This window comes from Streptomyces sp. NPDC057682 (genome assembly GCF_042799575.1).
Lineage (GTDB): Bacteria > Actinomycetota > Actinomycetes > Streptomycetales > Streptomycetaceae > Streptomyces.
This window is the reverse complement of the sequence record NZ_JBHVIN010000020.1, coordinates 89,668-112,370: the sequence shown is the minus strand read 5'-3', so window position 1 is coordinate 112,370 and position 22,703 is coordinate 89,668. Positions and strand designations below refer to the sequence as shown.

The following is a 22,703-nucleotide window of genomic DNA, read 5'->3' as shown; positions in this document are numbered from 1 at the left end:
GTCATCCGACGCGGGTGTCCGCGGTGACGAGGGTGCGTTCCAGGGGGTCGAGGGCGACGCCGTGGACGCGGCTGTCGTCGTAGCCCTGGATGAAGCGTTCGTGGAGCAGCGGGACGAGTGCGTCGGTGCCGAGGACGGCGGCCTCGGCGGCGGCCGCGGCGGTGTGGCGGGCGTCGGTGCCGGTGGCGGCGGCGGCCTTGTCCACGGCGGCGTCGACGCGCGGGTCGCAGAGCTGGGAGATGTTGAAGCTGCCGTCGCAGGTGAAGTCGGAGGCGAGGTAGGAGGCGGGGTCGGCGGTGTCCAGGAGGGTGTTGCGGGCCTGGATGAAGGCGTCGTACTTCCCGGCGAGGGCGTCGGCCTCCAGCTGGGCGTAGTCGCGGACGACCTGCTCGACGGTGAAGCCGCGTGCGGTGAGCTGCTGCTGGACGACGGTGGCGGCCTCGGGGAGTTCGGGCCGGTTGGTGTACGTGGCGAGGACGATCGGCTTCGTCCGCGCCACCCGGGCGCGGTCGGCGGCCCCGGTCCGGCCGGTGGGGGCGGTGCGCGCTTCGGCGGCCCAGCTCACTCCGGGGCCGAGGAGGCCCCGCGCGGTGTCGGCGCGGCCTTCGTGGACGGCCTTGACGAGGGCCTTGGAGTCGATGGCCTCGCGGGCGGCGGCGCGCATCGCGGGGTCGGCGAAGACGCCGCGCCGGGTGTTGAGGGAGAGGCCGTTGGTGCGGGCGGAGGGGAAGCCGTGGGCGAGGCGGTCGCCGAGGAGGGAGGCCTGGGAGACCGGTACGTACTCGGCGATGTCGACGGATCCGGTGCGCAGGGCGTTGGCGCGGGCGGTGCCGTCGGCGACGAAGGTGACGTCGACGCCGGGGGCCTCGGCCTTGTTGCCCCAGTAGGTGTCGTTGCGTTCCAGGGTGGCGCTGACGGCGCCCTTGACGCGGGTCAGGACGAAGGGGCCGGTGGCGTGTCCGGCCGGGTCGACGGTGCGGCCGGTGTACGCGGCGGCGGACAGGATCGTGAGGGAGGGGTTGGCGAGGCGCTGGGGCAGCAGGGGGTCGGCCTCGTCGGTGGCGATCCGTACGGTGTCGGCGCCCTCGGCGGTGGCGGTGATGCCGGTGTCGGACAGGACGCGGGGCTTGGGCGACGCCTTCTCGGCGGCGGTCAGCGACCGGACGACGGCGGCGGGGTCGACCTTCGTGCCGTCGTGGAAGGCCGCCTGGCGCAGGGTGAACGTCCATGTCCTCGCGTCCTCGCGCTTCCAGGAGGAGGCGAGGGCGGGTCGGGCCGTGCCGTCGCGGCCGAGGGTGGTCAGGCCCTCGACGACCGCGAGGCGGCTGAGGGTGACGGCGTCGTCGCCGTAGGGGGACATCGCCTGGGCGGGCGGGAAGGCCATGACGACCCGGAGCCGTTGCCCGCCGTCCGCGCTCCTGCCGTCGGAGGCGCCGCCGGAGCAGGCGGTGGCGAGGGGGACGAGCAGGGCGGTGGCGGAGAGGATCAGCGGCAGCGTGGAGCGTCGGGGCGGGGGCATGGCAACGACCTTATATGAAAACGATTGTCATTTAACCGGGAGGGGTGCACCGGCCCCGGGCAGCGGCAGCTCGAAGTGGACGATGCCCTGGCCGCCGCCCGGCAGCGTGCGCTCGTCGCACACCTCGATCGCCAGGGACCGCCAGAACGGTTCGGCGCCGGGCACGGCCGGGTCGGTGTGCAGGTAGACGGCCTCGTAGCCGCCGGTCCGCGCCGCGAAGCCGAGCAGCTCGCGCACCATGCGGCGGGCCAGTCCGCGCCTGCGGTGCTCCGGGGCGACATAGATCCGGCAGAGCTGGGCGGTGGTGCCGGAGGGAAAACGGTCCGCGACCCACTGCGGATTGGGCGGCGCCTGCGGCCCCCGGTCGCGCACGGCGCCCGTCGCCACGATCTCGCCCGCCCGCTCGGCCACCAGCAGCGTGCACCGCGCCGGGCGCAGATAGGCGGCCTCGGGGTCGATGATGTCGGCGTGCCAGCGGGGCACGTATCCCGACCGCAGATCGCGGTAGACGGTGTCGAGCATCACGGCACGCGCCCCGTCGATGTCGGCCGGTCCGGCGGTACGCAGGACGTATCCGTCCGCGTCGGCCCGTACCGGCGCCGCCGTCGTCGTACTCATCCCGGACTTCCACCACCCCTTGCGCACCACGTCCTTGCCGTATCAGCGTACGTGCAAGTGATGTGCAACAAGGACGGGGGCGGGCGCACCGGCCCACGACGGGCCGGTGCGCCCGGGGTCAGCCGGTGCGGTAGACCAGGGCCGTCGCGATCCCCGCGATGCCCTCGCCGCGCCCGGTGAAGCCGAGGCCGTCGGAGGTGGCGGCGGAGAGCGAGACGGGGGCGCCGACGGCGGTGGAGAGCACCTTCTGCGCCTCCTCGCGCCGCTTGCCGATCTTGGGGCGTACGCCGACGACCTGGACGGCGACATTGCCGATCTCGAAGCCCTCGGCGCGGACGATCCGGGCGGCCTCGGTGAGCAGGGTGACACCGGCGGCGCCGGACCACTCCGGGCGCCCGGTGCCGAAGTGCTGCCCCAGGTCGCCGAGGCCGGCGGCGGAGAACAGCGCGTTGCAGGCGGCGTGCGCGACGACGTCGGCGTCGGAGTGCCCGGCCAGGCCGGGGCCCTCGCCGTCCCAGCGCAGCCCGGCGCACCAGAGCTCGCGGCCCTCCTCGAAGGCGTGGATGTCGGTGCCGATGCCGACCAGCGGGATCACCGGCGCGGGGACGGCGGACGGATCAGAAGCCATCGTGGGCCCTCCTGCGGGCGAGTACGGCCTCGGCGAGGACGAGGTCGAGGGGGCGGGTCACCTTGAACGCCTCCTCGTGGCCGGGGACGACCACGACGGGCGCGCCGAGCTGTTCGACCATGCCGGCGTCGTCGGTGGCCCCCTCACCGCTGAGCGCGACCTGTGCGTGGGCGCGGGCCAGGGTGTCGCGGTCGAAGCCCTGCGGGGTCTGCACGGCCCGCAGGCGGGCCCGGACCGGGGTGGCGAGCACGGGCTCCGGTGCGCCGGGGGCGCCGGGCTCGACCTCCTTGACGGTGTCGGCGAGCGGCAGGGCCGGGACGACGGCGGGCGCGCCGTCGCGCACGGCCTCGACGACCGCGTCGACGGTGTCGACGGGGACGAGGGGCCGGGCGGCGTCGTGGACGAGGACGGTGCCGATGTCCTCGGGCAGGGCGTCCAGGCCGAGCCGTACGGATTCCTGGCGGGTGGCGCCGCCGGGGACCACGAGGAATTCGGTGCGTTCGGGCAGCGCGTGCTCGTCGAGCAGTGCGCGGACCTCGGGGGCGCCGTCCGGCGGGGCGACGACCACGACGACGGAGACATGGCGGGAGGCGGCCATCGCGCGTACGGCGTGGACCAGCATGGGTGTCCCGCCGAGCGCGCGGAGCGCCTTGGGGGCGCCGGGGCCGAGCCGTACGCCGCGGCCGGCCGCGGGAATCACGGCGGCGGTGCGGGAGGGACGCGGTTGTTCAGACATCGGTAGCACTCCGAGGCTTCGGCATGTTTGTCCTCACAGCCGACGTGGGTATGGCCACAAGCGAGCCGGGCACTGCGCCATGACTCGACCGGGACCCTTTCCGTGACCCCGGGCGAGACGGGCACCGCACCGGCCGTTCGGGATCGGACGGATCGTCGGCTTCGGGGTCGTCGACTTCACAAGATCGCGAGCAAAGTACCGGGGGATCGCCGACGAGGCCAACGCGTCGGCACGTCCGGAGTCGTCGTCTCCGGACTCTTCGCTTCCGGACATGCCGCAGCGCCCGACGACAGGCCGTACAGACGGCTGGTCAGCGGGCACCGCGGCACATTATTTACGACCGGTGCGATCCGGTTCAGGACGCGAGGACCTCGTCGAGCAGAGCCTCGGCCTTGTCCTCGTTGGTGTTCTCCGCGAGGGCGAGCTCACTCACCAGGATCTGCCGAGCCTTGGCGAGCATGCGCTTCTCACCTGCGGAGAGTCCGCGCTCGCGCTCACGACGCCAGAGGTCGCGAACCACTTCCGCGACCTTGATGACATCGCCGGACGCGAGCTTCTCGAGATTTGCCTTGTAGCGTCGGGACCAGTTCGTCGGCTCCTCCGCGTACGGCGCGCGGAGCACCTCGAAGACCCGGTCCAGCCCTTCCTGCCCGACCACGTCGCGCACGCCTACGAACTCGGCATTGTCCGCCGGCACACGCACCGTCAAGTCGCCCTGGGCGACCTTGAGCACCAAGTAGGTCTTGTCCACGCCTTTGATCTGGCGAGTTTCGATAGCCTCGATCAGCGCGGCCCCGTGATGGGGATAGACCACGGTGTCGCCAACCTTGAACGTCATGTGACAGGTACCCCTTCCGTGGCTATCAAGAGTAACACGAGAACAGCTTCTCCTGAATGGCGTTTTCGCAGGTCAGGGCATATCTCGGGGCTTGACAACTGAGACACGGACGTGCTGCGGAAGGGGCGCGCGAAGCGGTATTCGCAGGTCGGAGCGGCTGTGCGGGCGCAGAGAAACGCGCACGTTACACGCCCCGGAAGCCGCTCGGAAGTGACCGAACGTCCCGTTTTGCCGGGTTCCTGGAGCGGAAGATTCCGCAGGCCGTTCGGAGATCGATCACTCGTACGGGGTAAGTGCCGGTGGCCAATGAAATTGATCAACGCCCGGCCGTGGACACCCGCCGGATTTGCCGGGCCCCGCTTATCCGCAATGAATGCGTCACACCGCGTTGAACTGCGGCGCAACCCCGGGCCCCGCGCCGGGCGGAATTGATCACGCGCGTTTTGTGAACGGCGTGCGAATGATCTCGGGCGCGGCGACGGCCGTAAGGGGGCCGGTGATCTCGGAACGCACAGGGGCGGGTCGGGTGCGGAGCGCTCACGGCGGCTCGGTAACCTGGCCGCTGACACACCCTTAGGGCGGCTTTACACCGCTCGCCTCCGTCCGTACGTCCGCTCGTTCAAGGAGTTGCCGCCGCCGTGAGCCGCAGCCTTCGACACGGCGTCCTCGCCGCCACCGCCCTCGCGTTCTCGATCGCCGGCCTCTCCGCCTGTGGAGCGGGCAACGACGCGCAAACCCTGAAGGTCCGGCCGGACAACGCCGCCACCTCGTCCGGCGACATCAAGATCCAGAACGCCAACGTCATCACGCAGCCCGTGCGCGGCGCCAACGGCCCCGCCGTGGTCTCCGCGACGCTGTTCAACAGCGGCACGCAGGACGAGACGCTGAACGCCATCGCCCTCAAGGGCAGCAGCGGCACGGTCCAGCTGCACGCCGCCGAGGGCTCGGGTCCGGTCGTCGTCCCGGCCGGCGGCCGGCTGATCATCGGCGGCAAGGGCAACGCCTCCGCCGTGATCGAGAACGGCAACGAGGCCACGCAGAACGGCAACGTGCAGTCGCTCGTCTTCTCGCTCAGCAAGACCGGCGACATCCCGCTGGGCGTCACCGTCGTCCCGGCGGAGAACTACTTCACCGGCTTCGGCCCCAGCACGCTGCCGAAGCTCCCGGAGAAGACCCCCGAGGCCTCCGCGTCCGCCGACGCCTCCCCGTCGGGCAGCCCCAGCGGCTCGGCCACCCCGGGCGCCGGCGAGGCCACCACGCAGCAGCCCGGCTGACCGGATCCCGCGCACACGACACGGCCGAGGCGCCTCCCCCACCGGGAGGCGCCTCGGCCGTGTCGTATCCGCTCCGGGTGTCCCACCGGTCTACGGCTCGAACTTGTACCCCAGTCCGCGCACGGTGACGAGGAACCTCGGGGCGCCCGGGTCCGGCTCGATCTTGGCGCGCAGCCGCTTCACATGGACGTCGAGCGTCTTGGTGTCGCCCACGTAGTCGGCGCCCCAGACCCGGTCGATCAGCTGCATCCGGGTCAGCACCCGGCCCGCGTTGCGCAGCAGCATCTCCAGCAGGTCGAACTCCTTCAGCGGCAGGTCGACCTTGCCGCCGCCGACCGTCACCACGTGCCGGTCCACGTCCATCCGGACCGGGCCCGCCTCCAGGGCGGCCGGGGTGACCTCCTCCGGCTCCCCGCGGCGGCGCAGCACCGCGCGGATGCGGGCGACCAGCTCGCGCGAGGAGAAGGGCTTGGTCACGTAGTCGTCGGCTCCTATCTCCAGGCCGACGACCTTGTCGATCTCGCTGTCCTTGGCGGTGACCATGATCACCGGAACGTTGGAGCGGCTGCGCAGCTGCCGGCAGACCTCCGTGCCGGGCAGGCCGGGGAGCATCAGGTCGAGGAGCACGAGGTCGGCGCCGTTGCGCTCGAACTCGTCCAGGCCGTCGGGCCCGGTGGCCGCGATCGCGACCTCGAAGCCTTCCTTGCGGAGCATGTAGGACAGGACGTCGCTGAAGGATTCCTCATCCTCGACGACAAGCACTCGGGTCACGGAAGAGCCTCCGGGGCAGGGAATGAATCAAAAGTGTCGGGTGCGGCGTCCGGATGGGATGCCTCGTCGCCGTTGACGATCAGCGGGCCGCCGGATGTGCGGTCCCGGTCCCGTACGGAGCCCGCCTCGGGCAGCCGCAGGGTGAAGGTGGAGCCCTGTCCCTCCGAGCTCCACACGGTGACCTCCCCGCCGTGCGAGGCGGCCACGTGCTTGACGATGGCGAGGCCGAGGCCGGTGCCACCGGTGGCGCGGGAGCGGGCGGGGTCGACGCGGTAGAACCGTTCGAAGACCCGCTCGCGGTCCTTCTCCGAGATGCCGATGCCCTGGTCGGTCACGGCGATCTCGATCTCGTCCCCGCCCGGTACGACCACGCGGCGGGCGGCGATGCCGACGCGGGTGCGGGCGGGGCTGTAGTTGACGGCGTTCTCGACGAGATTGCCGAGGGCCGCGGCGAGCTGGCCGCGGTTGCCCCATATCCGGAGCTCGGCGGTGCCGCCGGCGGCCATGGTGATCTGCTTGGAGCCGGCCTGCTGCCGGCAGCGGTCGATGGCCTCGGCGACCAGCTCGTCCACCCGGACCGGCTCGGCGTCCTCCAGCGGGTCGTCGTTCTGCACCCGGGAGAGGTCGATCAGCTCCTGGACGAGGTTGGTGAGCCGGGTGGCCTCGATCTGCATGCGGCGGGCGAAGTGCTCCACCGCCTCCTGGTCGTCGGAGGCGTCGAGCACGGCCTCCGAGAGCAGGGACAGGGCGCCGGTCGGCGTCTTGAGCTCATGGCTGACGTTGGCGACGAAGTCGCGGCGGACGGCCTCGATGCGGCGGGCCTCGGTGAGGTCCTCGACGAGCAGCAGGACCAGCCGGGAGCCCAGCGGGGCGACCCGGGCGGACACCGCGAGGGCCTCGCCCCGGCCGGTGCCGCGCCGCGGCAGGTCCAGCTCGACCTGGCGTATCTCCCCGTCCCTGCGGGTGTCCCTGGCCATGTTGAGCATCGGCTCGACGGCCAGGCGCCCGCCCCTGACCAGTCCCAGCGCGTACGCGGCGGAGCTGGCCTTGACGACGCTGTCGCTCTCGTCGAGCACGACGGCGGAGGAACTGAGCACGGACAGGACCGTGTCGACCCCGGGGGGCAGGGGGGCGTTGCTGTCGGGCCGCAGGGACGTACGCGTGGGCCGTTTCTGGTCGCGCTCGCTCCAGCGGAACGCCAGCATGGCGATCACGCCGGTGCACACCCCGGCGATCGCTGCAGCTGCGGCGACCGCCGCGTTCACGTCCATGGCTCCAGGTTATGCGGCACCGCGGACACTCTCCCAGCCGTCCGAGTGCCTGTCCGAACACTCGTCGCCCAGAGTTCACCGAGGGGCAAGGGGCGGTTCACTTCACCGGCCGGAAGCCGACGCGTACGGCCGTCACGGTGGCACCGTGGGGTTCAGAGCTGGCCCCGGCTGTGCCGTACGACAGCTTCCGAGGACTGGAGAGGGACATCCATGCGTGACGCGTACCACGAGGAACTCGACTCGATCGGCGAGGGTCTGGTCGAGATGGCCCGGCTCGTCGGGTCGGCGATCGGCCGGGCGACGACGGCCATGCTCGACGCCGATCTGAAGCTCGCGGAGTCGGTGATCGCCGCCGACCAGAAGGTCGACGACCTCCAGCACGACCTGGAGGCCAGGGCGATCGCGCTGCTGGCCCGGCAGCAGCCGGTGGCGACGGATCTGCGGATCGTCGTCACCTCGCTGCGGATGAGCGCCGACCTGGAGCGCTCGGGCGATCTGGCCCAGCACGTCGCCAAGCTGGCCCGGCTGCGCTTCCCGCAGTCCGCGGTCCCGCACGACCTGCACGCCACCCTGCTGGAGATGGGGCAGCTCGCGCAGCGGCTGATGGCGAAGGCCGCCGAGGTGATCATCACCAAGGACGTCGACCTGGCCCTCCAGCTGGAGCAGGACGACGACGAGATGGACCTGCTGCACCGGACGCTCTTCCAGCACCTGATGGACGACCGCTGGAAGCACGGCATCGAGACGGCCGTCGACGTGACGCTGCTCGGCCGCTACTACGAGCGGTTCGCGGACCACGCGGTGTCGGTGGCCAAGCGCGTCGTCTACCTGGTGACGGGCGAGCACGCGGACGAGATCCAGCAGGCGGCTCCGGTGGAGGGCGCGTAGGGCGTACGTGAGCGGGCGTGGACGGCGCACGCGAGGCGTGTGGATCCGCACATGTGTTCCTGCGCGTGTGCGCCGTTGATGCGCCCGTCCGGGTGGGCATGCAATGGGGTGGGGACGCACGAGTTGTCGTGCGGCCCCGGTCGTGGGCCCCGCTCGGGCGTACGGCCCTTTCGTACGCCTTGAGGAGGAACCATGGCCGATTCCCCCACGACCGGAACCCCGCAGGAGGCCCCCGCGGAGGTGGTGCACCTCACCGTGCTCGGCGCCTGCGGCTGCGGCTCGGGCTGCGGCTGCGGCTGCCAGTCCGGCGCGCCGTGCCAGTGCGGCGGCTGCTCCGGCTGACGCACGGCCGTCCTCGAAGGCGGCGGTCCTCAGGCGGCGCGTTCCACCGCGGGCTTCTGGTCCGGGAGCGGAGCGGTGACCACCGTCTCGGGCTCCCCGGGACCCTCCCCCGGCAGCCCCCGCATCAGCAGCCAGTAGCCGAGCGCCGCGACCGTGCCCAGCAGGGCGCAGGTCCCCCACAGCCACTGGGCGCCGAAGCGGTCGATGACCACACCGGACATCAGCGGGGCGACGAGCGCGGCGGCCGACCAGGACAGGGTGTACATCCCCTGGTAGCGGCCCCGTCCCTGGGCCGGGGAGAGCTGGACGACCAGGCCGTTCTGCACGGGCGCGTTCACGATCTCGGCGACGGTCCAGACGCAGATGGTCAGCGCGTAGATCCCGACGGAGCCCGCGAAGGCCGTCAGCCCGAATCCGTACCCGGCGAGCAGCGACGAGACGACGAGCAGCCGGCGGGGGTCGCGGCTCTGGATGAACCGGGTGACGGGGATCTGGAGCACCACGATCAGCACACCGTTGACGGCGACGGCCGTCCCGAAGTCAGAGCTGCTGAAGCCGTCCGCCCCCATGGCCACCGGCAGCCCCACGTACCCCTGCTGGAAGATCAGCGCGATGACGAACGACAGCCCGACGACGGCCATGAACCGCCCGTCGCGCAGCACGTCGCCCAGCCGTACGCCGTCGTCGGCCGGCGCCCCCGAGGCGTCCGACGCTGTCGCCGTCGCCCGTTCGGGCCGGGACTCGGGCACCTTCAGGAAGACGACGACGGCGCAGATCAGCGTCATGGCCGCCTCGCCGACGAAGCCCGCGAGATAGCTGTACTCGGCGACGAACCCGGCCCCGGCGGAGGAGACGGCGAAGCCGAGGTTGATCGCCCAGTAGTTGAGCGAGAAGGCCCGCACCCGGTCCTTCGCGGGGACGATGTCGGCGATCATCGCCTGCACCGCCGGGCGCGAGGCGTTGCTCGCCATGCCGACGAGGAAGGCGACGGCGGCGATGGCCGCCGGGTGGGTCATGAAGCCGAGCACGGCCACGGCGACCGCGGTCGCCGTCTGCGCGGCGAGCATCGTGGGCCGCCGGCCCAGCCGGTCGGTCATCACCCCCGCCCCGAGCGAGGAGACGACGCCGCCGAGCCCGTGCAGGGCCACGACGAGACCCGCGTACGAGGCGGAGTAGCCCCGGTCCAGGGTCAGATAGAGGGCCATGAAGGTGGCGACGAACGCCCCGAGGCGGTTGACCAGCGTGCTGGTCCACAGCCACCAGAACTCCCGTGGGAGGCCGGAGACGGTTTCACGGGCCGCCCGGCCGAGACCGGTGACAGACATACGGGTTCCCCCCAGGGACGTGCGGAGCGAAGGAGCGGCGGCACGTCGTAAGTGGCCCACCGACGTGCCGAACATTACGAAGCCCCGGTCGGCGCGGGCCACTCAATTGACGCCCCCCGTCAATCCGTCGCCGCGCGCCGTGCCCGCCGCTCCCCCGCTCCCATTCCCCCCGCTCCCCCGGTGTCCGCCCTGTGACCGGTCGCGCGCGGCTCGTACGGGTTCGATTACGCTCGGAACCATGGCCGACGCACCGTACAAGCTGATCCTCCTCCGCCACGGCGAGAGCGAGTGGAACGCGAAGAACCTGTTCACCGGATGGGTGGACGTCAACCTCACCGAGAAGGGCGAGAAGGAGGCGGTCCGCGGCGGTGAGCTGCTGAAGGACGCCGGCCTGCTCCCCGACGTGCTGCACACCTCCCTCCAGAAGCGCGCCATCCGCACCGCCCAGCTCGCGCTGGAGTCCGCGGACCGCCACTGGATCCCCGTCCACCGCTCCTGGCGGCTGAACGAGCGCCACTACGGCGCCCTCCAGGGCAAGGACAAGGCCCAGACCCTCGCCGAGTTCGGCGAGGAGCAGTTCATGCTCTGGCGCCGCTCGTACGACACCCCGCCGCCCGCCCTTGAGGACGGCACCGAGTTCTCCCAGAGCGACGACCCGCGCTACGCGACGATCCCGCCGGAGCTGCGCCCGCGCACGGAGTGCCTGAAGGACGTCGTCACGCGCATGCTGCCGTACTGGTACGACGGCATCGTCCCCGACCTCCTCGACGGCAAGACCGTCCTCGTCGCCGCCCACGGCAATAGCCTCCGGGCCCTGGTCAAGCACCTCGACGGCATCTCCGACGCCGACATCGCGGGCCTGAACATCCCCACGGGCATCCCGCTCGCCTACGAGCTGGACGAGAACTTCCGCCCCCTGAAGCCCGGCGGCACCTACCTCGACCCGGACGCGGCGAAGGCCGCCATCGAGGCCGTGAAGAACCAGGGCAAGAAGTAGCCCCCACTCCCAGGGCGTCCCGCACCCCGGCCCCCGTCGCGAGCAACTCGTGGCGGGGGTCGCGGCGTTGTGGGGGTGGGGCGGATACCGTGGGGTAAGGAGAGAGCGGGGAAGAAGCGGGGAGAGCAGTCATGGGTGAACCCCTCAAGACCTTTGTCGGTGGTGCCGAGGTCGAGGTGCCGAACAGCATTCCGGCGATCCGTGACGCCCTGCCGGAGGCGAGACGCGAGGAGTTCGACCGCGCCATCAACGAGGCGGGGGTGCACGAGATCCAGGCCGTGATGCGGCACTGGATGCTGGAGGCGGTGCCGGATCCGGAGGCCGAGCGGATCCTGGACCGGCTGGCGCAGGACGAGGCCGAGAGGCGGAGCGTCGCTTGAGTCTCCGGATCTCCTACGCACCGCCCGCCGACGACACCCTGGCCAAGATGCGGGACGGCGACACCTTCCGGGACGAGATGGTGCGCACGCTGGGGCGCGACCCGTACGGGCACGGCTCGTCCGCCGTGAAGGGGGAGCACGATCGCCGGGAGGCGACGGTCGCCGGGGCGATCGTGCTCTACTACGTCTCCGGTTCGGTCCTGACCGTCACCGTGGTGCGGTTGGTACCGCTGCCGTGACGGAGGGGCCGGGCCCCTGGAAACCGCAGCCCGACGGGCCGGGCCCCTCCGCCCGACGCCGGATCAGGTCAGCTTCGCCGCCTGGGCGTCGATGACGGCGGTCGGCAGGTCGAAGTCGCCGCCCGCGCCGGAGGCGCCCAGGTTGAGGGAGGTCAGCGAGGCGATCGTGCCGCCCTGACGCAGCTCGACGAGCTTCATCGCGCTGGTCTCGCCCTCGGCCTGGACCGTGACCGTCCAGCCGACGGCCTCCTCGGCGCCCTTGACCGGCACCTCGGCGATCTTGAGGACCTTCTGCTTCGAGCCGGCGGCGGTGAACGAGAAGCCGGAGGCGCAGGAGGTGGCGGCGGTGCGCAGTTCGGTGAGGGTGTCGGCGGCGCCCGTGCCGTCGTACGTGGCGAGCGTGGCCAGCGTCGTCGTGATGTCGAACGCCGCCTTGAAGGCCTCCGCCGGGTCCTCGCTCTCCTTGCCCTCGGGCTTCTTGGGCTCGCTCATCACCTTGCGCTGCGTGGACGCGGCCGGCGTACCGGCCTTGGCGCCCATCAGGGCGTCGGCGAACACGTCGCACTCCGCCTTGTCGGTGGTGACCTTGTCACCGGTGATGGCGTCGGCCGGACCGGCCTTGGTGATCTTGTGGCCCTCGACGTCGCCCTGGGCCAGCGAGGCCTTCTCCAGTTCGGCCGCGGTGAGCGCCTTGGCGGCGGGCTTCTCGGCGGGCGCGGCGGAGGCGGAGGAGCCCGCCTTGCCGGCGTCCTTCTCCTTGTTATTGTCGCCGCCGTCCGAGCCGCAGGCCGCGGTGAGGAGGGCCAGCGACAGCACGGAGGCGGCAACGGCGGTACGGCGTAGGGCAGTGGGTCGCATGGCCCGTCCTTCTGGTCTCGGTGTGTTCCGCCCAGCACAAAGGCGGCCGGCGCCGGGAACGGCGCGGCCTCGCACTTCGTGGGGGTGGGCCAACTCTATGAGCAGGCTGTGGTTTGGCAATCCCTTGACCTGGGCATTACGCGTGATCGTGACGACGTCGTGATCACCAGGCCGGTCTCGGGACGCCCCGGATCGGACCGCCGGGCTCCGTCCGGTCAGGCCGACGGACGCCGGATCAGATGCGTGAACGCGTCCAGGTTCCGCGTGGACTCGCCGCGCGACACCCGCCAGGCGTACTCCTTGCGGATCGCGCTCGCGAAACCGATCTCCAGCAGGGAGTTGAAGGCCCCGTCCGCCGCCTCCAGCACCGACCCCAGCAGCCGGTCCAGCTCCTCGGGTGTGACGACGGAGAGCGGCAGCCTGCCGGCGAGGTAGATGTCCCCGAGCGCGTCGATCGCGTAACCCACGCCGAACAGGCGGAGGTTGTGCTCCAGAAGCCAGCGGTGGACGGCCGCCTCGTTCTCGTCGGGGTGGCGGATGACGAACGCGTTGAGGGAGAGCGAGTGCCGGCCCACGCGCAGCGAGCAGGTGGTGGCCAGTTTGCGGGTGCCGGGCAGCTGGACTACGTAGCTGCCGGGCTCGGGGCTCTCCCAGTCGAGTCCGGCGTCCGCGAGTGTCGTCTCGATGACCCGGGCGATCTGCGTCGCGTGGGCGACCTGCGGTGTTGCCGCTTCCTCGGGTGCGTCAGCCATGGATCGAGCGTACGTCAGCCGGCTCGCGCCCGTCCGCCGGGAGCGGCGGGCGGGGGTGGGGTGCGCGGGAAGGGGTGCACGGGTGGGGTGCGCGGGAAGGGGGCCACTGGCGAGGTGCGCCGGAAGGGGGCTCAGCCGTGGTGGGTGCGGACCCGGCGGCGGTGGTCGTGGATCGCCGCCGTGTAGACGTCCGCCGTCGCCCCGGCGGCCGTGTCCCAGCCGAAGCGCTGGGCGTGCGCGGCGGCCTCGGCGCCCATCCGGTCGACGAGCTCCGGCGCGGCGGCGAAGCGCTGGAGCGCGCGGGCGTACGCCTCGGGGTCGTGCCCCGGGATCAGGAAGCCGCTGGCTCCGTCCCGCACCGCGACCGGCAGCCCGCCCACGGCCGCGGCGACGACGGGGGTACCGGCTGCCTGGGCCTCGATGGCGACCAGGCCGAAGGACTCGCTGTACGAGGGCATGACCAGCACGGACGCGGCCCGGAACCAGTCGGCGAGCTGGTCCTGCCCGACCGGTGGGTGGAACCGCACGACATCGGCGATGCCCAGCCGCGCGGCCAGCTTCTGCAGCCCCTCCGGCTTGGCGAGACCGCTGCCGCTGGGCCCGCCGACGACCGGCACGACCATCCGGGACCGCAGCGAGGGGTCCCGGTCCAGCAGCACCGCGACGGCCCGCAGCAGTACGTCCGGGGCCTTCAGCGGCTGGATGCGGCCCGCGAAGAGCGGGATCAGCGCGTCCTGCGGCAGCCCCAGCCTGGCCCGTGCGGCGGCGCGGCCGTCGGCCGGGCGGAAACGGTCCAGGTTGACGCCGGGGTGGACGACGGCGACGGAGCCGGGCGCCGCGTCGTAGAAGCGGACCAGCTCGTCCGCCTCCTCGGCCGTGTTGGCGATCAGCCGGTCGGCGGCGCTGACGATCTGGGTCTCGCCGATGACCCGGGCGGCCGGTTCGGGGGTGTCGCCCTCGGCGAGCGCGGCGTTCTTGACCTTGGCCATGGTGTGCATGGCGTGGACGAGCGGGACGCCCCAGCGCTGCGCGGCGAGCCAGCCGACGTGGCCGGAGAGCCAGTAGTGCGAGTGCACCAGGTCGTAGTAGCCGGGTCGCTGGCCGGCCCAGGCCTGCATCACGCCGTGCGTGAAGGCGCAGAGCTGGGCGGGCAGCTCCTCCTTGGCCAGTCCCTCGTACGGCCCCGCGTCCACGTGCCGCACCAGGACGCCGGGGGCCAGCTCGACGGCCGGCGGCAGGGCGCCGGTGGTGGAGCGGGTGAAGATCTCGACCTCGATGTTGATCGCGGCCAGCCGCCGGGCCAGCTCCACGATGTAGACGTTCATGCCGCCCGCGTCGCCCGTCCCCGGCTGGTGCAGCGGGGAGGTGTGCACGGAGAGCATCGCGATCCGGCGCGGTCTGCGGTGGCCGCCCGTGAACGTACCGGTGAGACCGGCGGGGAACCTGAGACGCGGTGCGACCCGGCCGCTGCCGAGTCGGGAGACGTACTGGCTCACGTCGTCCGGTCCTCCTCGCTCGCTCGGGGCACCGGCACGGGCACCGGCTCCGGCTCCGCCGGCATACGGATCTGCTTGCGTCGCACGGCATGCCGCCTCAGGGGCACAGCCGCCCTTCGAAGGTGTCGAACAGCGGAGCACGTCCTTTCATTTCCACTTTGCCAAATCATTACCCCAGACTTTCGGCGCGTCGCCCCGGGGCCCGCACCACCCCCTGTAGGACCGGTCGGCGCGCCGCGCCACCCGCCGGGATCGTTACGCTCTGTGCCATGCGCCCGATCGGCACCGCGACGCGCGGGACCACCAACCCGAACCGGCTGCGCCGCATGGACCGCTGGATCGCCGCCGTGCACGGCCCCGCCCTGCGCCGCGCCGAGGACCCCGTGGCGGTCGACCTCGGCTACGGGGCGGCGCCCTGGACCGCCGTCGAACTGCTGGCCCGGCTGCGGACGGCCGAACCGCGCACCCGGGTGGTCGGCATCGAGATCTCCCCGGAGCGGGTCGAGGCGGCCCGCCCGTACGAGCGCGAGGGGCTGGCCTTCCTCCACGGCGGCTTCGAGATCCCGCTGCCGCAGCGGCCCGTCCTGATCCGGGCGGCGAACGTGCTGCGCCAGTACGACGAGGGCGAGGTGGCCGCCGTCTGGCGGCGGCTGTGCGAGCGGCTGGCACCGGAGGGGCTGCTGGTGGAGGGGACCTGCGACGAGATCGGCCGCCGCCACGTCTGGGTGGCGCTGGGCCCGGAGGGGCCCCGTACGGTCACGTTCGCGACCCGGCTCGGTTCGCTCGGCCGCCCGTCCGACCTCGCGGAACGGCTGCCCAAGGCGCTGATCCACCGCAATGTGCCGGGCGAACCCGTCCACGCCTTCCTGCGCGACTTCGACCGGGCCTGGGCGGCGGCCGCCCCGTACGCCTCGCTCGGCGCCCGGCAGCGCTGGATCGCGGCCGTCCGCGCGCTGGCCGCCGACTGGCCGCTGAGGGACGGCGAACGGCGGTGGCGCCAGGGCGAGGTGACCGTGGCCTGGGAGGCCCTGCGACCCGGCGGCTGACGCCGGCCCCGGCCGCCCCTGCGGCCCGGCAGTCGGCGCCGGTCCCGGCCCACCTGCGCACCAACGCCGGGAGAACAGCGGGAAACTCCCCCGCGCGGGAACGGCCGCGCCCCTTCACTCGTCCCTGTGAACTGGGGGCTGGATGTGTCTGCCTCTGTTGCTTTTCGGTAGGGCATGGCACGATCTCGTCGGGAACCACAAGTTACTGACGGTAAATCAGATTCTGTTTTCCGCTCGGAGGGGGAGCTCGTGTACCGACGCCACTGTGCCGCTGCCGCGATCACTCTGGTCTGCGCGCTGGCCGTACTGGCCGCGCCGGTCCAGGCGTTCGCCGCTCCCGCGCCCCCCGGAACGCCCTACCCCGGGCCCGGTGCGGCCTCCCCGACCGCTCCGCCCGCGAAGAAGAGCCTCGAAGAGGTGCGCCAGGAGATCGACGGCCTCTACCGGGCGGCCGGGGCGGCGACGGACGCGTACAACCTCGCCGAGGAGCGGGCCAAGAAGCAGTCGGGCGAGATCGTCAAGCTGGCCCAGGCGATCGTCGCCGGCCAGGCGAAGATCGCCGAGCTGAAGCAGCGGGCCGGCGCCCAGGCCCGCGAGGAGTACCGCAACGCGGGCCTGCCGCCGGGCGCCCGGCTGATGCTCAGCGGCGACCCCCGGCTCTTCCTTGACGGCCTCAGCCGGGCCCAGCAGGGCCAGAAGGCCGCCAAGGGGCTGCTCGGCGAACTGAACAGGACCCAGGAGGACCTGGAGACCTACACCCAGGACGCCAGCATCAACTGGACCAAGCTGGAAGCCAACCGCGTCAAGCAGGCCAAGGCCAAGAAGAAGATCAACGAGCAGATCGCGGCGGCCAAGAAGCTGGAGGACCAGCTGGAGAAGAAGGAGCGCGCCCGCCTCCTCCAGCTGGAGCAGGAACAGGAGTACCAGGCACAGACCGCCTGGCTCGGCTCCGGCATCCTCAAGGAGATCAGCCAGGAGGCCAGCCCGGCCGGCAAGAAGGCGGTGGCCTTCGCGACCGCGCAGATCGGCAAGCCGTACGTATGGGGCGCCGAGGGCCCCAAGTCGTACGACTGCTCCGGACTGACCTCGCAGGCCTGGGCGGCGGCCGGCCGGCCCATCCCCCGCACCTCGCAGGAGCAGTGGCGGCTGCTGCCCCACATCGCGATCCGGGACATGCGTCCCGGCGACCTGATCATCTACCACCGTGACGCCACGCACGTCGGCATGTACATCGGCGACGGCGCGATCGTGCACGCCCCGCGCCCCGGCCGCAATGTCACGGTCGCGGGGGCGGGCTCGATGGAGATCCTGGGAGTCGTCCGCCCGGACAAGTGAGCGGGGGTATTTCCCGCGCCCTTCCGGAACGGGGTTTCCCGCGCCCTTCCGGGGCCGCCGAAGAGAAGGCCCGTTCCCGGCCACTTCCCACGTGAGCGGCGCCACTGTGGTTCAACCGGCCGGCGTGACCTTTGTCATGCCCTCATGGACACCCCGGGCGGGCCCATCGCGCCGGATCCGTGACCTGACGCGGCTTATGGCTCCGCATATGCCAACGGCCGAGTGCCGTACGCCATTCCGTTCCCGCATCCGGTACCGCTATCGTCCCCGTCTGGCGGGTCGTCGATCGTCGTCCCGCCGCGCCCTCGGGGGGAGGGAAGGAAACCTTTACCGATGCCCGTACCCGTACCGCAGCAACGTTCCGCGTCCGCTGCGGAGCCCGGCAATGGCACCGACCTCACCCTCCTGGTGATCGAGGACGACCCGTCGGGCACCATCACCGTCCCGGAACTCTCGGCGGCGGCCGGCGCCCGCGTCCGCATCCGGGCCGCCCGCAATCTGACCGAGGCGGGCCGGCTCCTCACCGACGACGTGGACTGCATCCTGCTGGACCTGGCCCTGCCGGCCGGCAGCGAGACCCGCGCGGCCGCCGCGACCGCCGGAGTAGACGACGAGGCGGACCGGCTCGCGACGCTCAAGCACGTCCTGCGGATCGCGCCCCGGCACGCCGTCCTCGCGCTCACGGCCGAGGACGACGCCGAACTCGCCGCCGAGGCGGTCCGGGTCGGCGCGCAGGACTACCTCTTCCGCGGCGAACTCGACGGCCGGCTGCTCAGCCGCGCCATCCGCTACGCCGTGGAACGCAAACGCGCCGACGCGGCCCACCACCAGCTCACCGAATCCCGGCTGCGCGCCCAGGAGAACGCCCGCCTGGAGCGCGGACTGCTGCCCACCCCGCTGCTGGACGGTTCGGACCTGCGCTTCGCGGCCCGCTACCGCCCCGGCCGCTCCCGGGCCCTGCTGGGCGGCGACTTCTACGACACGGTCCGCACCCCCGACGGCACGGTGCACGCGATGATCGGCGACGTGTGCGGCCACGGCCCCGACGAGGCGGCGCTCGGCGTCGAACTGCGGATCGCCTGGCGGGCCCTCATCCTGGCGGGCCTGTGCGGCGACGAACTGCTCTCCACCCTCCAGCAGGTCCTGGAGCACGAACGGGAGAGCGAGGAGATCTTCGCGACGCTCTGCACGGTGGACATCGCCCCGGACGGCCGCCGCGCGGGCCTCTGCCTGGCGGGCCACCCCGCCCCGCTGATCGCCCGCCGGGGCCGGGCGGCGCGGCTGCTCCCGTACGAGGACGGCGGCCCGGCGCTCGGACTGCTGCCGAGGGCGCGCTGGCCGCGCCGGCAGGTGGAGCTGGGCGGTTCGTGGAGCCTGATGATGTACACCGACGGGCTGATCGAGGGCCGGGTCGGCAACGGGACGCAGCGGCTGGGCCAGGACGGCATGGTCGCGATGATCAACCGCCAGCTGGCCGAGGGCCTGACCGGCGAGGACCTGCTGGAGGCGGCCGTCACCCACGTCCGGGAGCTGAACGGCGGCGAGCTGACGGACGACGTCGCCGTCCTGCTGCTCGACCGGGGCGGCGAGACCGCCCGCCACCGCCCACAGGGCCCGGGACGGGGTGCGGGGCCGGGCCGGAGCATTCCGCGCCCGAGGCCCGGGGAGACGTCGGCGGCGGCCGCTCAGCGACCGCCGTCGTCGTAGGTGCCGTAACGCCCGACACCGACGGTCAGTGGCCCGGTGGTCAGCGACCGCCGTTGTAGGGCCCGTACGGTCCGTCGCTGCTGGAACCGCCGCGCCGGCCTCCGCGGCCACCGCCCGAGACGGCCTTGAGCGCGGGCCGTACGTCGACGAAGAAGACGATGGTCGCGACGAGACCGGCGATCTGGAGCATCAGCTGGAGGCCGCCCAGGGGCACCAGGTTCACCACGACCACGATGCCGAGGATGATCAGCCAGAAGGACTTCTTCTGCTTGTCCGCGGCGCGGTAGGCGTCCTCGCGGGCGATCGCGGCCATGATGAGCGCGACCGCGGCGAGGACCAGCATGGCCAGGGAGAGCAGCCCGAGGAATGTGGTGAAGCCTTCGAGCAACATGATGGGCACCGCCTAGTCAGTGGATGAGCGCTCGCGGCCACGGTACCGGGACAACGGCCGGGCACCCCTGAAAAGTGCCCGCCCACCGCCCCGGCACACCTGCCCGGGGCACGGCACGGCTGCTCGCCGACGGCTACTTGGCCGGCGGGGTGGTCTTCTTCGCGGCGGGCTTGCGCGCCGGAGCCTTCTTGGCGGCGGCGGGCTTGGCGGAGGCGGGCTTGTCCTCCGTCCTGGCCGTCTTCGCCGCGGGTGCGGGCTTGGCGGCGGGGGTGGCCTTCGCGGTGGCGGGCTTGGCCGGCCGGGCCTCGGCGGCCGTCGGCGACCCGGCGCTCGGACGGGCCTCCTTGCGCGGTTCGACGACCGCGATCTCGACGACCTCCTCGGCGGGCTCGCCGCGCCAGGTGCGGACGGTCTGCTCGCCGTGCTCGGCGACCTTCTCGTACGTCTCCCGGGCCCGGACCGCGTACTCGGCGGCCACGCCGACCCCGCGCAGGGCCAGGTCCTGGGCGCTCTCGCCGAGCTTCTTCAGATCGGTGTCGAAGGCGCCGATCAGGTCCGTGACCCTGGCCTGGAGGGTGGCCTGCGCCTCCTTGGCCTGCCCGGTCACCTTCTCCTGCACGGCCTTGGGGTCGGTGTTGCGTACCGCCTCGATCCGCTCGGGCGCCTCGGCCCGCAGCTGCTCCAGCAGGGCCGGGACCTTCCGGGCCTGCTGCACGGCGAGATCGGCCGTACCGGCGGCGAAGTAGAGGGGGGTCGGGTCGGTGAGGGTCTTGCGCAGGTCATCGGTGATGGCCATGACTGTGGTCCTCCCGGATCATCAGCTCGGTCTGAGGGTGGTGGGTCTTATGAGGCGCGGTGCGGAGGTTCCGCCGACGGCCCGTCGGCGTCCGTCGGTTCCCGGCCCGCATCAGCTGTATCGGCAGCACGGCCGCCGACACTGAGGGGCCCGTCCGCGCGCCCCTCCTTGCCCGGGGCCCCGTCGACGGGCTCGTCCTCGAACCCGTTCTCCTTGCGGAAGGAGGCGTAGATCTGGAGCAGCACGCTCTTCTGCCGCTCGTTGATCGACGGATCGGCCAGAATCACCGCCCGCGTCTCCGACTCCTCCCGCTCCCGCTCGTCCAGGATCCCGGCCCGTACGTACAGCGTCTCGGCCGAGATCCGCAGCGCCTTCGCGACCTGCTGCAGCACCTCGGCGCTGGGCTTGCGCAGCCCGCGCTCGATCTGGCTGAGGTAGGGATTCGACACCCCGGCGGCATCCGCGAGCTGCCGCAGCGACAACTGCGCACTGCGGCGCTGCTCGCGCAGGTAGTCGCCGAGATTGCCGACGTTGAGTGAGGCCATGCTCCGATACTGGACCCATGCCGCTAACTTTTGCAAGCAGGTGCTTGCAAAAGTGTGCCGGGCCACTCGGGTGGGGGTGTGTGACCCGCAGTGATACGTGCGTGTTCCCGGCCAGGTCTGTGGTCGGTTGAGGAAGTACCGGTCCCGGTGCCCGCCTGCCACTTTGCTGGGCGGGCGGGCACCGGGACCGGTGTCGAAGGTCAGGTGGCTGTACCAGGAGAAGGCTTCTGGCCGGCCTTGTCGACGACGGCGCGTTCGGTCACGGCGGTGCTGACGAGGATGCGTCCGGCTTTGCCACCGGCGCTGTCGTCGTTGACGAGGACGGTCCGCTCGCCGAGGTAGGTGAGCTTGTCCTTGTCGAAGATCCATTCGGTGCGCTGGTTGCCGTGGTCCTGGCTGACGGCCACGCCGTGCCGGCCGGACGCGTCCACGGCGTCGTCCACGACGTTCACCCCGGGGATCTTGGCCGCGGCCTTGTAGAGTGCCGCCCCGATCTGCGGGGGCATCAGGGACTCGCGCAGCGCGTCGCCGATCGTCTGGAACGCTTCCTGGTCGGGGTTGAGGTTCTTGTCCACGCCGGTGTTCTGGGCGTAGATGGCTGTCAGCAAGGCGTCGGGGTCGGTGGGCAGGGAGGCCAGGTACGTGTAGGTGGGCAACTGGAGGGAGGGCTCGGTGTTCTTGCCGAGGTTGACGCCTCCCTCGCCGGGCCGGAAGGCCGGGCTGAGGGGCTCGGTGAGGAGACCGTCGCGGCTGCCGTTGACGGAGAACCACGCCTGTCGGGGGTGGGTGGTCCCGGTGCCGTCGTCGTCGTACTGGGCCTTGGCGCCGTCGCCGTCGGCGCCGATCTTCTTGCTCGCGCCGTAGACCTGGCTGGCGATGTAGATGTACTGGTCGTCACGGACCTGCGGGGCAGAGGTGCTGGCGGCGACGGCGGCGATGCGGGTCAGCAGCTGGACGGCCTGGGGTGACGCGCCGCCGGGCCCGCGCTCGCTGACCGAGCCGCCCGGAGCACTGCCCGCCTGAGGAACCGTGGTCGGGGCATGGGAACCGACGGCGGTCACCGCGATGACCGCAGCCATCGCCCCCGCGGCCAGCGACGCCCCGAGGACCAGTCGGCGCCGGGGACGGCCGGGGGCGGCCGCGTCGGCCAAGCGCCGGCGCAGTCCGCCGCCTGGCTGGTGGGAGGTGTGGGTGTCCTGGTCGATCTGTCGCATGAGGAGTTCCTTGTGGTGGAGGTGGCGGCCCGGCGGCAGGTCCCGTTCGGCCGGGGCCGGCAGCAGCCGGGCCGTCTCCTCGCGCTCGGCCTGTGCGGGCCGGTACGGGGTGGCGTTCACCGGGTTCCCTCCTGGACGGACAGGGCCGCGAACGCGGCCTCACTCTCTACCTCTCCGCGCCCCGGGCGCGGTTCCCGCTTTTCTTCGGCCAGTTGCCGGTCGGCCAGGTCCCGCAGCCTGACCCGGGCGCGCGACAGGCGTGAGCGCACAGTGCCCACCGGTACCCCCAGCGCGTCAGCGGCCTGCTGGTAGTCCAACCCCGACCACACGCACAGCGCCAGCACCTCCCTCTCCTGACGGCGCAGGCCCCGCACCGCCCGGTGAACCGCGTCCAGGCGACGGACGTCGTCGATCCGCCCGGCCGCCTCGTCCGCGAAGTCCTCCACCGGCTCCGGGGCGGGCACCCGGGCCAGGAAGGCGAAACGCCGACGGACACCGCGTCTGGCGTTGTGCGCCTTGTTCGTCGCGATCCCCAGCAGCCACGGCCGCAGCGATCCCCCCTTCTCTCCGACCTTCTCCCTCGTCCGCCAGGCGTCCAGGAACGTCGCCGACATGACGTCCTCGGCCACCGACCAGTCGCCGGTCAGCCGGAAGGCATGGTTGTACACCGCCTTCGCATACTGCTCATAGAGCTCGCCGAACGCCTCGCGATCGCCCGCGCGTATCCGCTCCCTCAT

General features: G+C 72.2%; 25 protein-coding genes. 9 read left to right on the top strand and 16 right to left on the bottom strand.

What is annotated here, in order from left to right; translation table 11 throughout:
* Position 1: 1 nt before the first annotated feature.
* The 5 genes from ACFVDM_RS31410 to ACFVDM_RS31390 form a co-directional block, all read right to left on the bottom strand.
* Positions 2-1,519, bottom strand: coding sequence for an ABC transporter substrate-binding protein (locus ACFVDM_RS31410; protein ID WP_383648301.1), 1,518 nt, complete (start codon positions 1,517-1,519; stop codon positions 2-4).
* Between the two features lie 27 nt (positions 1,520-1,546).
* The gene (locus tag ACFVDM_RS31405; protein WP_383648299.1) at positions 1,547-2,137 is read right to left on the bottom strand and encodes a GNAT family N-acetyltransferase; all 591 of its coding nucleotides are present in this window, start codon (positions 2,135-2,137) and stop codon (positions 1,547-1,549) included.
* 118 nt (positions 2,138-2,255) lie between these two features.
* On the bottom strand, positions 2,256-2,765 hold the full coding sequence (gene ispF, locus ACFVDM_RS31400; protein ID WP_383648297.1) for a 2-C-methyl-D-erythritol 2,4-cyclodiphosphate synthase: 510 nt from the start codon (positions 2,763-2,765) through the stop codon (positions 2,256-2,258).
* A complete protein-coding gene (ispD, locus tag ACFVDM_RS31395) occupies positions 2,755-3,501 on the bottom strand; it encodes a 2-C-methyl-D-erythritol 4-phosphate cytidylyltransferase (protein WP_383648294.1) in 747 nt (248 codons plus the stop codon). The genes ispF and ispD overlap by 11 nt, the downstream gene beginning before the upstream one ends.
* Before the next feature lie 355 nt (positions 3,502-3,856).
* Positions 3,857-4,339, bottom strand: a complete 483-nt coding sequence (locus ACFVDM_RS31390) for a CarD family transcriptional regulator (protein WP_006380568.1) — start codon at positions 4,337-4,339, stop codon at positions 3,857-3,859.
* Positions 4,340-4,977: 638 nt separating this feature from the next.
* Here ACFVDM_RS31390 and ACFVDM_RS31385 point away from each other — a divergent pair.
* Positions 4,978-5,613 carry a DUF461 domain-containing protein gene (locus ACFVDM_RS31385; RefSeq protein WP_383648292.1) on the top strand — a complete coding sequence of 212 codons (636 nt, stop codon included), beginning with the start codon at positions 4,978-4,980 and terminating at the stop codon, positions 5,611-5,613.
* Positions 5,614-5,703: 90 nt separating this feature from the next.
* Here ACFVDM_RS31385 and ACFVDM_RS31380 read toward each other — a convergent pair whose 3' ends face one another.
* Together ACFVDM_RS31380 and ACFVDM_RS31375 are read right to left on the bottom strand one after the other, a co-directional pair.
* Positions 5,704-6,384, bottom strand: coding sequence for a response regulator (locus ACFVDM_RS31380; protein WP_383648289.1), 681 nt, complete (start codon positions 6,382-6,384; stop codon positions 5,704-5,706).
* Positions 6,381-7,655, bottom strand: coding sequence for a sensor histidine kinase (locus tag ACFVDM_RS31375; RefSeq protein ID WP_383648286.1), 1,275 nt, complete (start codon positions 7,653-7,655; stop codon positions 6,381-6,383). The genes ACFVDM_RS31380 and ACFVDM_RS31375 overlap by 4 nt, the downstream gene beginning before the upstream one ends.
* A gap of 210 nt (positions 7,656-7,865) precedes the next feature.
* Between ACFVDM_RS31375 and phoU the strand changes: the two genes are divergently transcribed.
* The gene (phoU, locus tag ACFVDM_RS31370) at positions 7,866-8,543 is read left to right on the top strand and encodes a phosphate signaling complex protein PhoU (protein ID WP_383648284.1); all 678 of its coding nucleotides are present in this window, start codon (positions 7,866-7,868) and stop codon (positions 8,541-8,543) included.
* Positions 8,544-8,735: 192 nt separating this feature from the next.
* The gene (locus ACFVDM_RS31365; protein WP_383648281.1) at positions 8,736-8,885 is read left to right on the top strand and encodes a hypothetical protein; all 150 of its coding nucleotides are present in this window, start codon (positions 8,736-8,738) and stop codon (positions 8,883-8,885) included.
* A 29-nt stretch (positions 8,886-8,914) separates the two neighbouring features.
* Here ACFVDM_RS31365 and ACFVDM_RS31360 read toward each other — a convergent pair whose 3' ends face one another.
* The gene (locus ACFVDM_RS31360; protein WP_383648279.1) at positions 8,915-10,210 is read right to left on the bottom strand and encodes an MDR family MFS transporter; all 1,296 of its coding nucleotides are present in this window, start codon (positions 10,208-10,210) and stop codon (positions 8,915-8,917) included.
* Between the two features lie 238 nt (positions 10,211-10,448).
* Between ACFVDM_RS31360 and ACFVDM_RS31355 the strand changes: the two genes are divergently transcribed.
* From ACFVDM_RS31355 to ACFVDM_RS31345, 3 genes are all read left to right on the top strand, one after another.
* A complete protein-coding gene (locus tag ACFVDM_RS31355) occupies positions 10,449-11,207 on the top strand; it encodes a phosphoglyceromutase (protein ID WP_383648276.1) in 759 nt (252 codons plus the stop codon).
* Between the two features lie 131 nt (positions 11,208-11,338).
* Positions 11,339-11,587 carry a hypothetical protein gene (locus tag ACFVDM_RS31350; protein ID WP_383648274.1) on the top strand — a complete coding sequence of 83 codons (249 nt, stop codon included), beginning with the start codon at positions 11,339-11,341 and terminating at the stop codon, positions 11,585-11,587.
* Complete coding sequence (locus ACFVDM_RS31345; RefSeq protein ID WP_359140358.1) at positions 11,584-11,826, top strand: hypothetical protein; 243 nt, start codon at positions 11,584-11,586, stop codon at positions 11,824-11,826. The genes ACFVDM_RS31350 and ACFVDM_RS31345 overlap by 4 nt, the downstream gene beginning before the upstream one ends.
* A gap of 63 nt (positions 11,827-11,889) precedes the next feature.
* Here the strand turns inward: ACFVDM_RS31345 and ACFVDM_RS31340 are convergent, their stop codons facing one another.
* The 3 genes from ACFVDM_RS31340 to mshA form a co-directional block, all read right to left on the bottom strand.
* Positions 11,890-12,684: a hypothetical protein gene (locus ACFVDM_RS31340; RefSeq protein WP_383648270.1), complete on the bottom strand. Its 795-nt coding sequence runs from the start codon at positions 12,682-12,684 to the stop codon at positions 11,890-11,892.
* A gap of 215 nt (positions 12,685-12,899) precedes the next feature.
* Complete coding sequence (locus tag ACFVDM_RS31335) at positions 12,900-13,436, bottom strand: YbjN domain-containing protein (RefSeq protein ID WP_383648268.1); 537 nt, start codon at positions 13,434-13,436, stop codon at positions 12,900-12,902.
* A 131-nt stretch (positions 13,437-13,567) separates the two neighbouring features.
* Positions 13,568-14,932, bottom strand: coding sequence for a D-inositol-3-phosphate glycosyltransferase (mshA, locus tag ACFVDM_RS31330; RefSeq protein ID WP_383648265.1), 1,365 nt, complete (start codon positions 14,930-14,932; stop codon positions 13,568-13,570).
* Between the two features lie 269 nt (positions 14,933-15,201).
* On the opposite strand from mshA, the gene ACFVDM_RS31325 reads away from it, so the two are divergent.
* The 3 genes from ACFVDM_RS31325 to ACFVDM_RS31315 all read left to right on the top strand — a co-directional run bounded on the left by ACFVDM_RS31325 (position 15,202) and on the right by ACFVDM_RS31315 (position 19,020).
* Positions 15,202-15,978, top strand: a complete 777-nt coding sequence (locus tag ACFVDM_RS31325) for a class I SAM-dependent methyltransferase (protein WP_383648261.1) — start codon at positions 15,202-15,204, stop codon at positions 15,976-15,978.
* A gap of 249 nt (positions 15,979-16,227) precedes the next feature.
* Positions 16,228-17,313: an NlpC/P60 family protein gene (locus ACFVDM_RS31320; RefSeq protein WP_383648257.1), complete on the top strand. Its 1,086-nt coding sequence runs from the start codon at positions 16,228-16,230 to the stop codon at positions 17,311-17,313.
* Positions 17,314-17,646: 333 nt separating this feature from the next.
* Positions 17,647-19,020 carry a PP2C family protein-serine/threonine phosphatase gene (locus ACFVDM_RS31315; RefSeq protein ID WP_383648253.1) on the top strand — a complete coding sequence of 458 codons (1,374 nt, stop codon included), beginning with the start codon at positions 17,647-17,649 and terminating at the stop codon, positions 19,018-19,020.
* 40 nt (positions 19,021-19,060) lie between these two features.
* On the opposite strand, the gene ACFVDM_RS31310 is transcribed toward ACFVDM_RS31315, so the two are convergent.
* The 5 genes from ACFVDM_RS31310 to ACFVDM_RS31290 all read right to left on the bottom strand — a co-directional run bounded on the left by ACFVDM_RS31310 (position 19,061) and on the right by ACFVDM_RS31290 (position 22,703).
* Positions 19,061-19,411, bottom strand: coding sequence for a DUF2516 family protein (locus ACFVDM_RS31310; protein WP_383648251.1), 351 nt, complete (start codon positions 19,409-19,411; stop codon positions 19,061-19,063).
* A 133-nt stretch (positions 19,412-19,544) separates the two neighbouring features.
* Positions 19,545-20,207: a hypothetical protein gene (locus ACFVDM_RS31305; RefSeq protein ID WP_383648249.1), complete on the bottom strand. Its 663-nt coding sequence runs from the start codon at positions 20,205-20,207 to the stop codon at positions 19,545-19,547.
* A 47-nt stretch (positions 20,208-20,254) separates the two neighbouring features.
* Positions 20,255-20,752, bottom strand: a complete 498-nt coding sequence (locus ACFVDM_RS31300; RefSeq protein ID WP_383648247.1) for a helix-turn-helix domain-containing protein — start codon at positions 20,750-20,752, stop codon at positions 20,255-20,257.
* A 200-nt stretch (positions 20,753-20,952) separates the two neighbouring features.
* On the bottom strand, positions 20,953-22,086 hold the full coding sequence (locus tag ACFVDM_RS31295) for a CU044_5270 family protein (RefSeq protein ID WP_383648245.1): 1,134 nt from the start codon (positions 22,084-22,086) through the stop codon (positions 20,953-20,955).
* Positions 22,083-22,703, bottom strand: coding sequence for an RNA polymerase sigma factor (locus tag ACFVDM_RS31290; protein WP_383648243.1), 621 nt, complete (start codon positions 22,701-22,703; stop codon positions 22,083-22,085). Before ACFVDM_RS31290 ends, ACFVDM_RS31295 begins: the two co-directional genes overlap by 4 nt.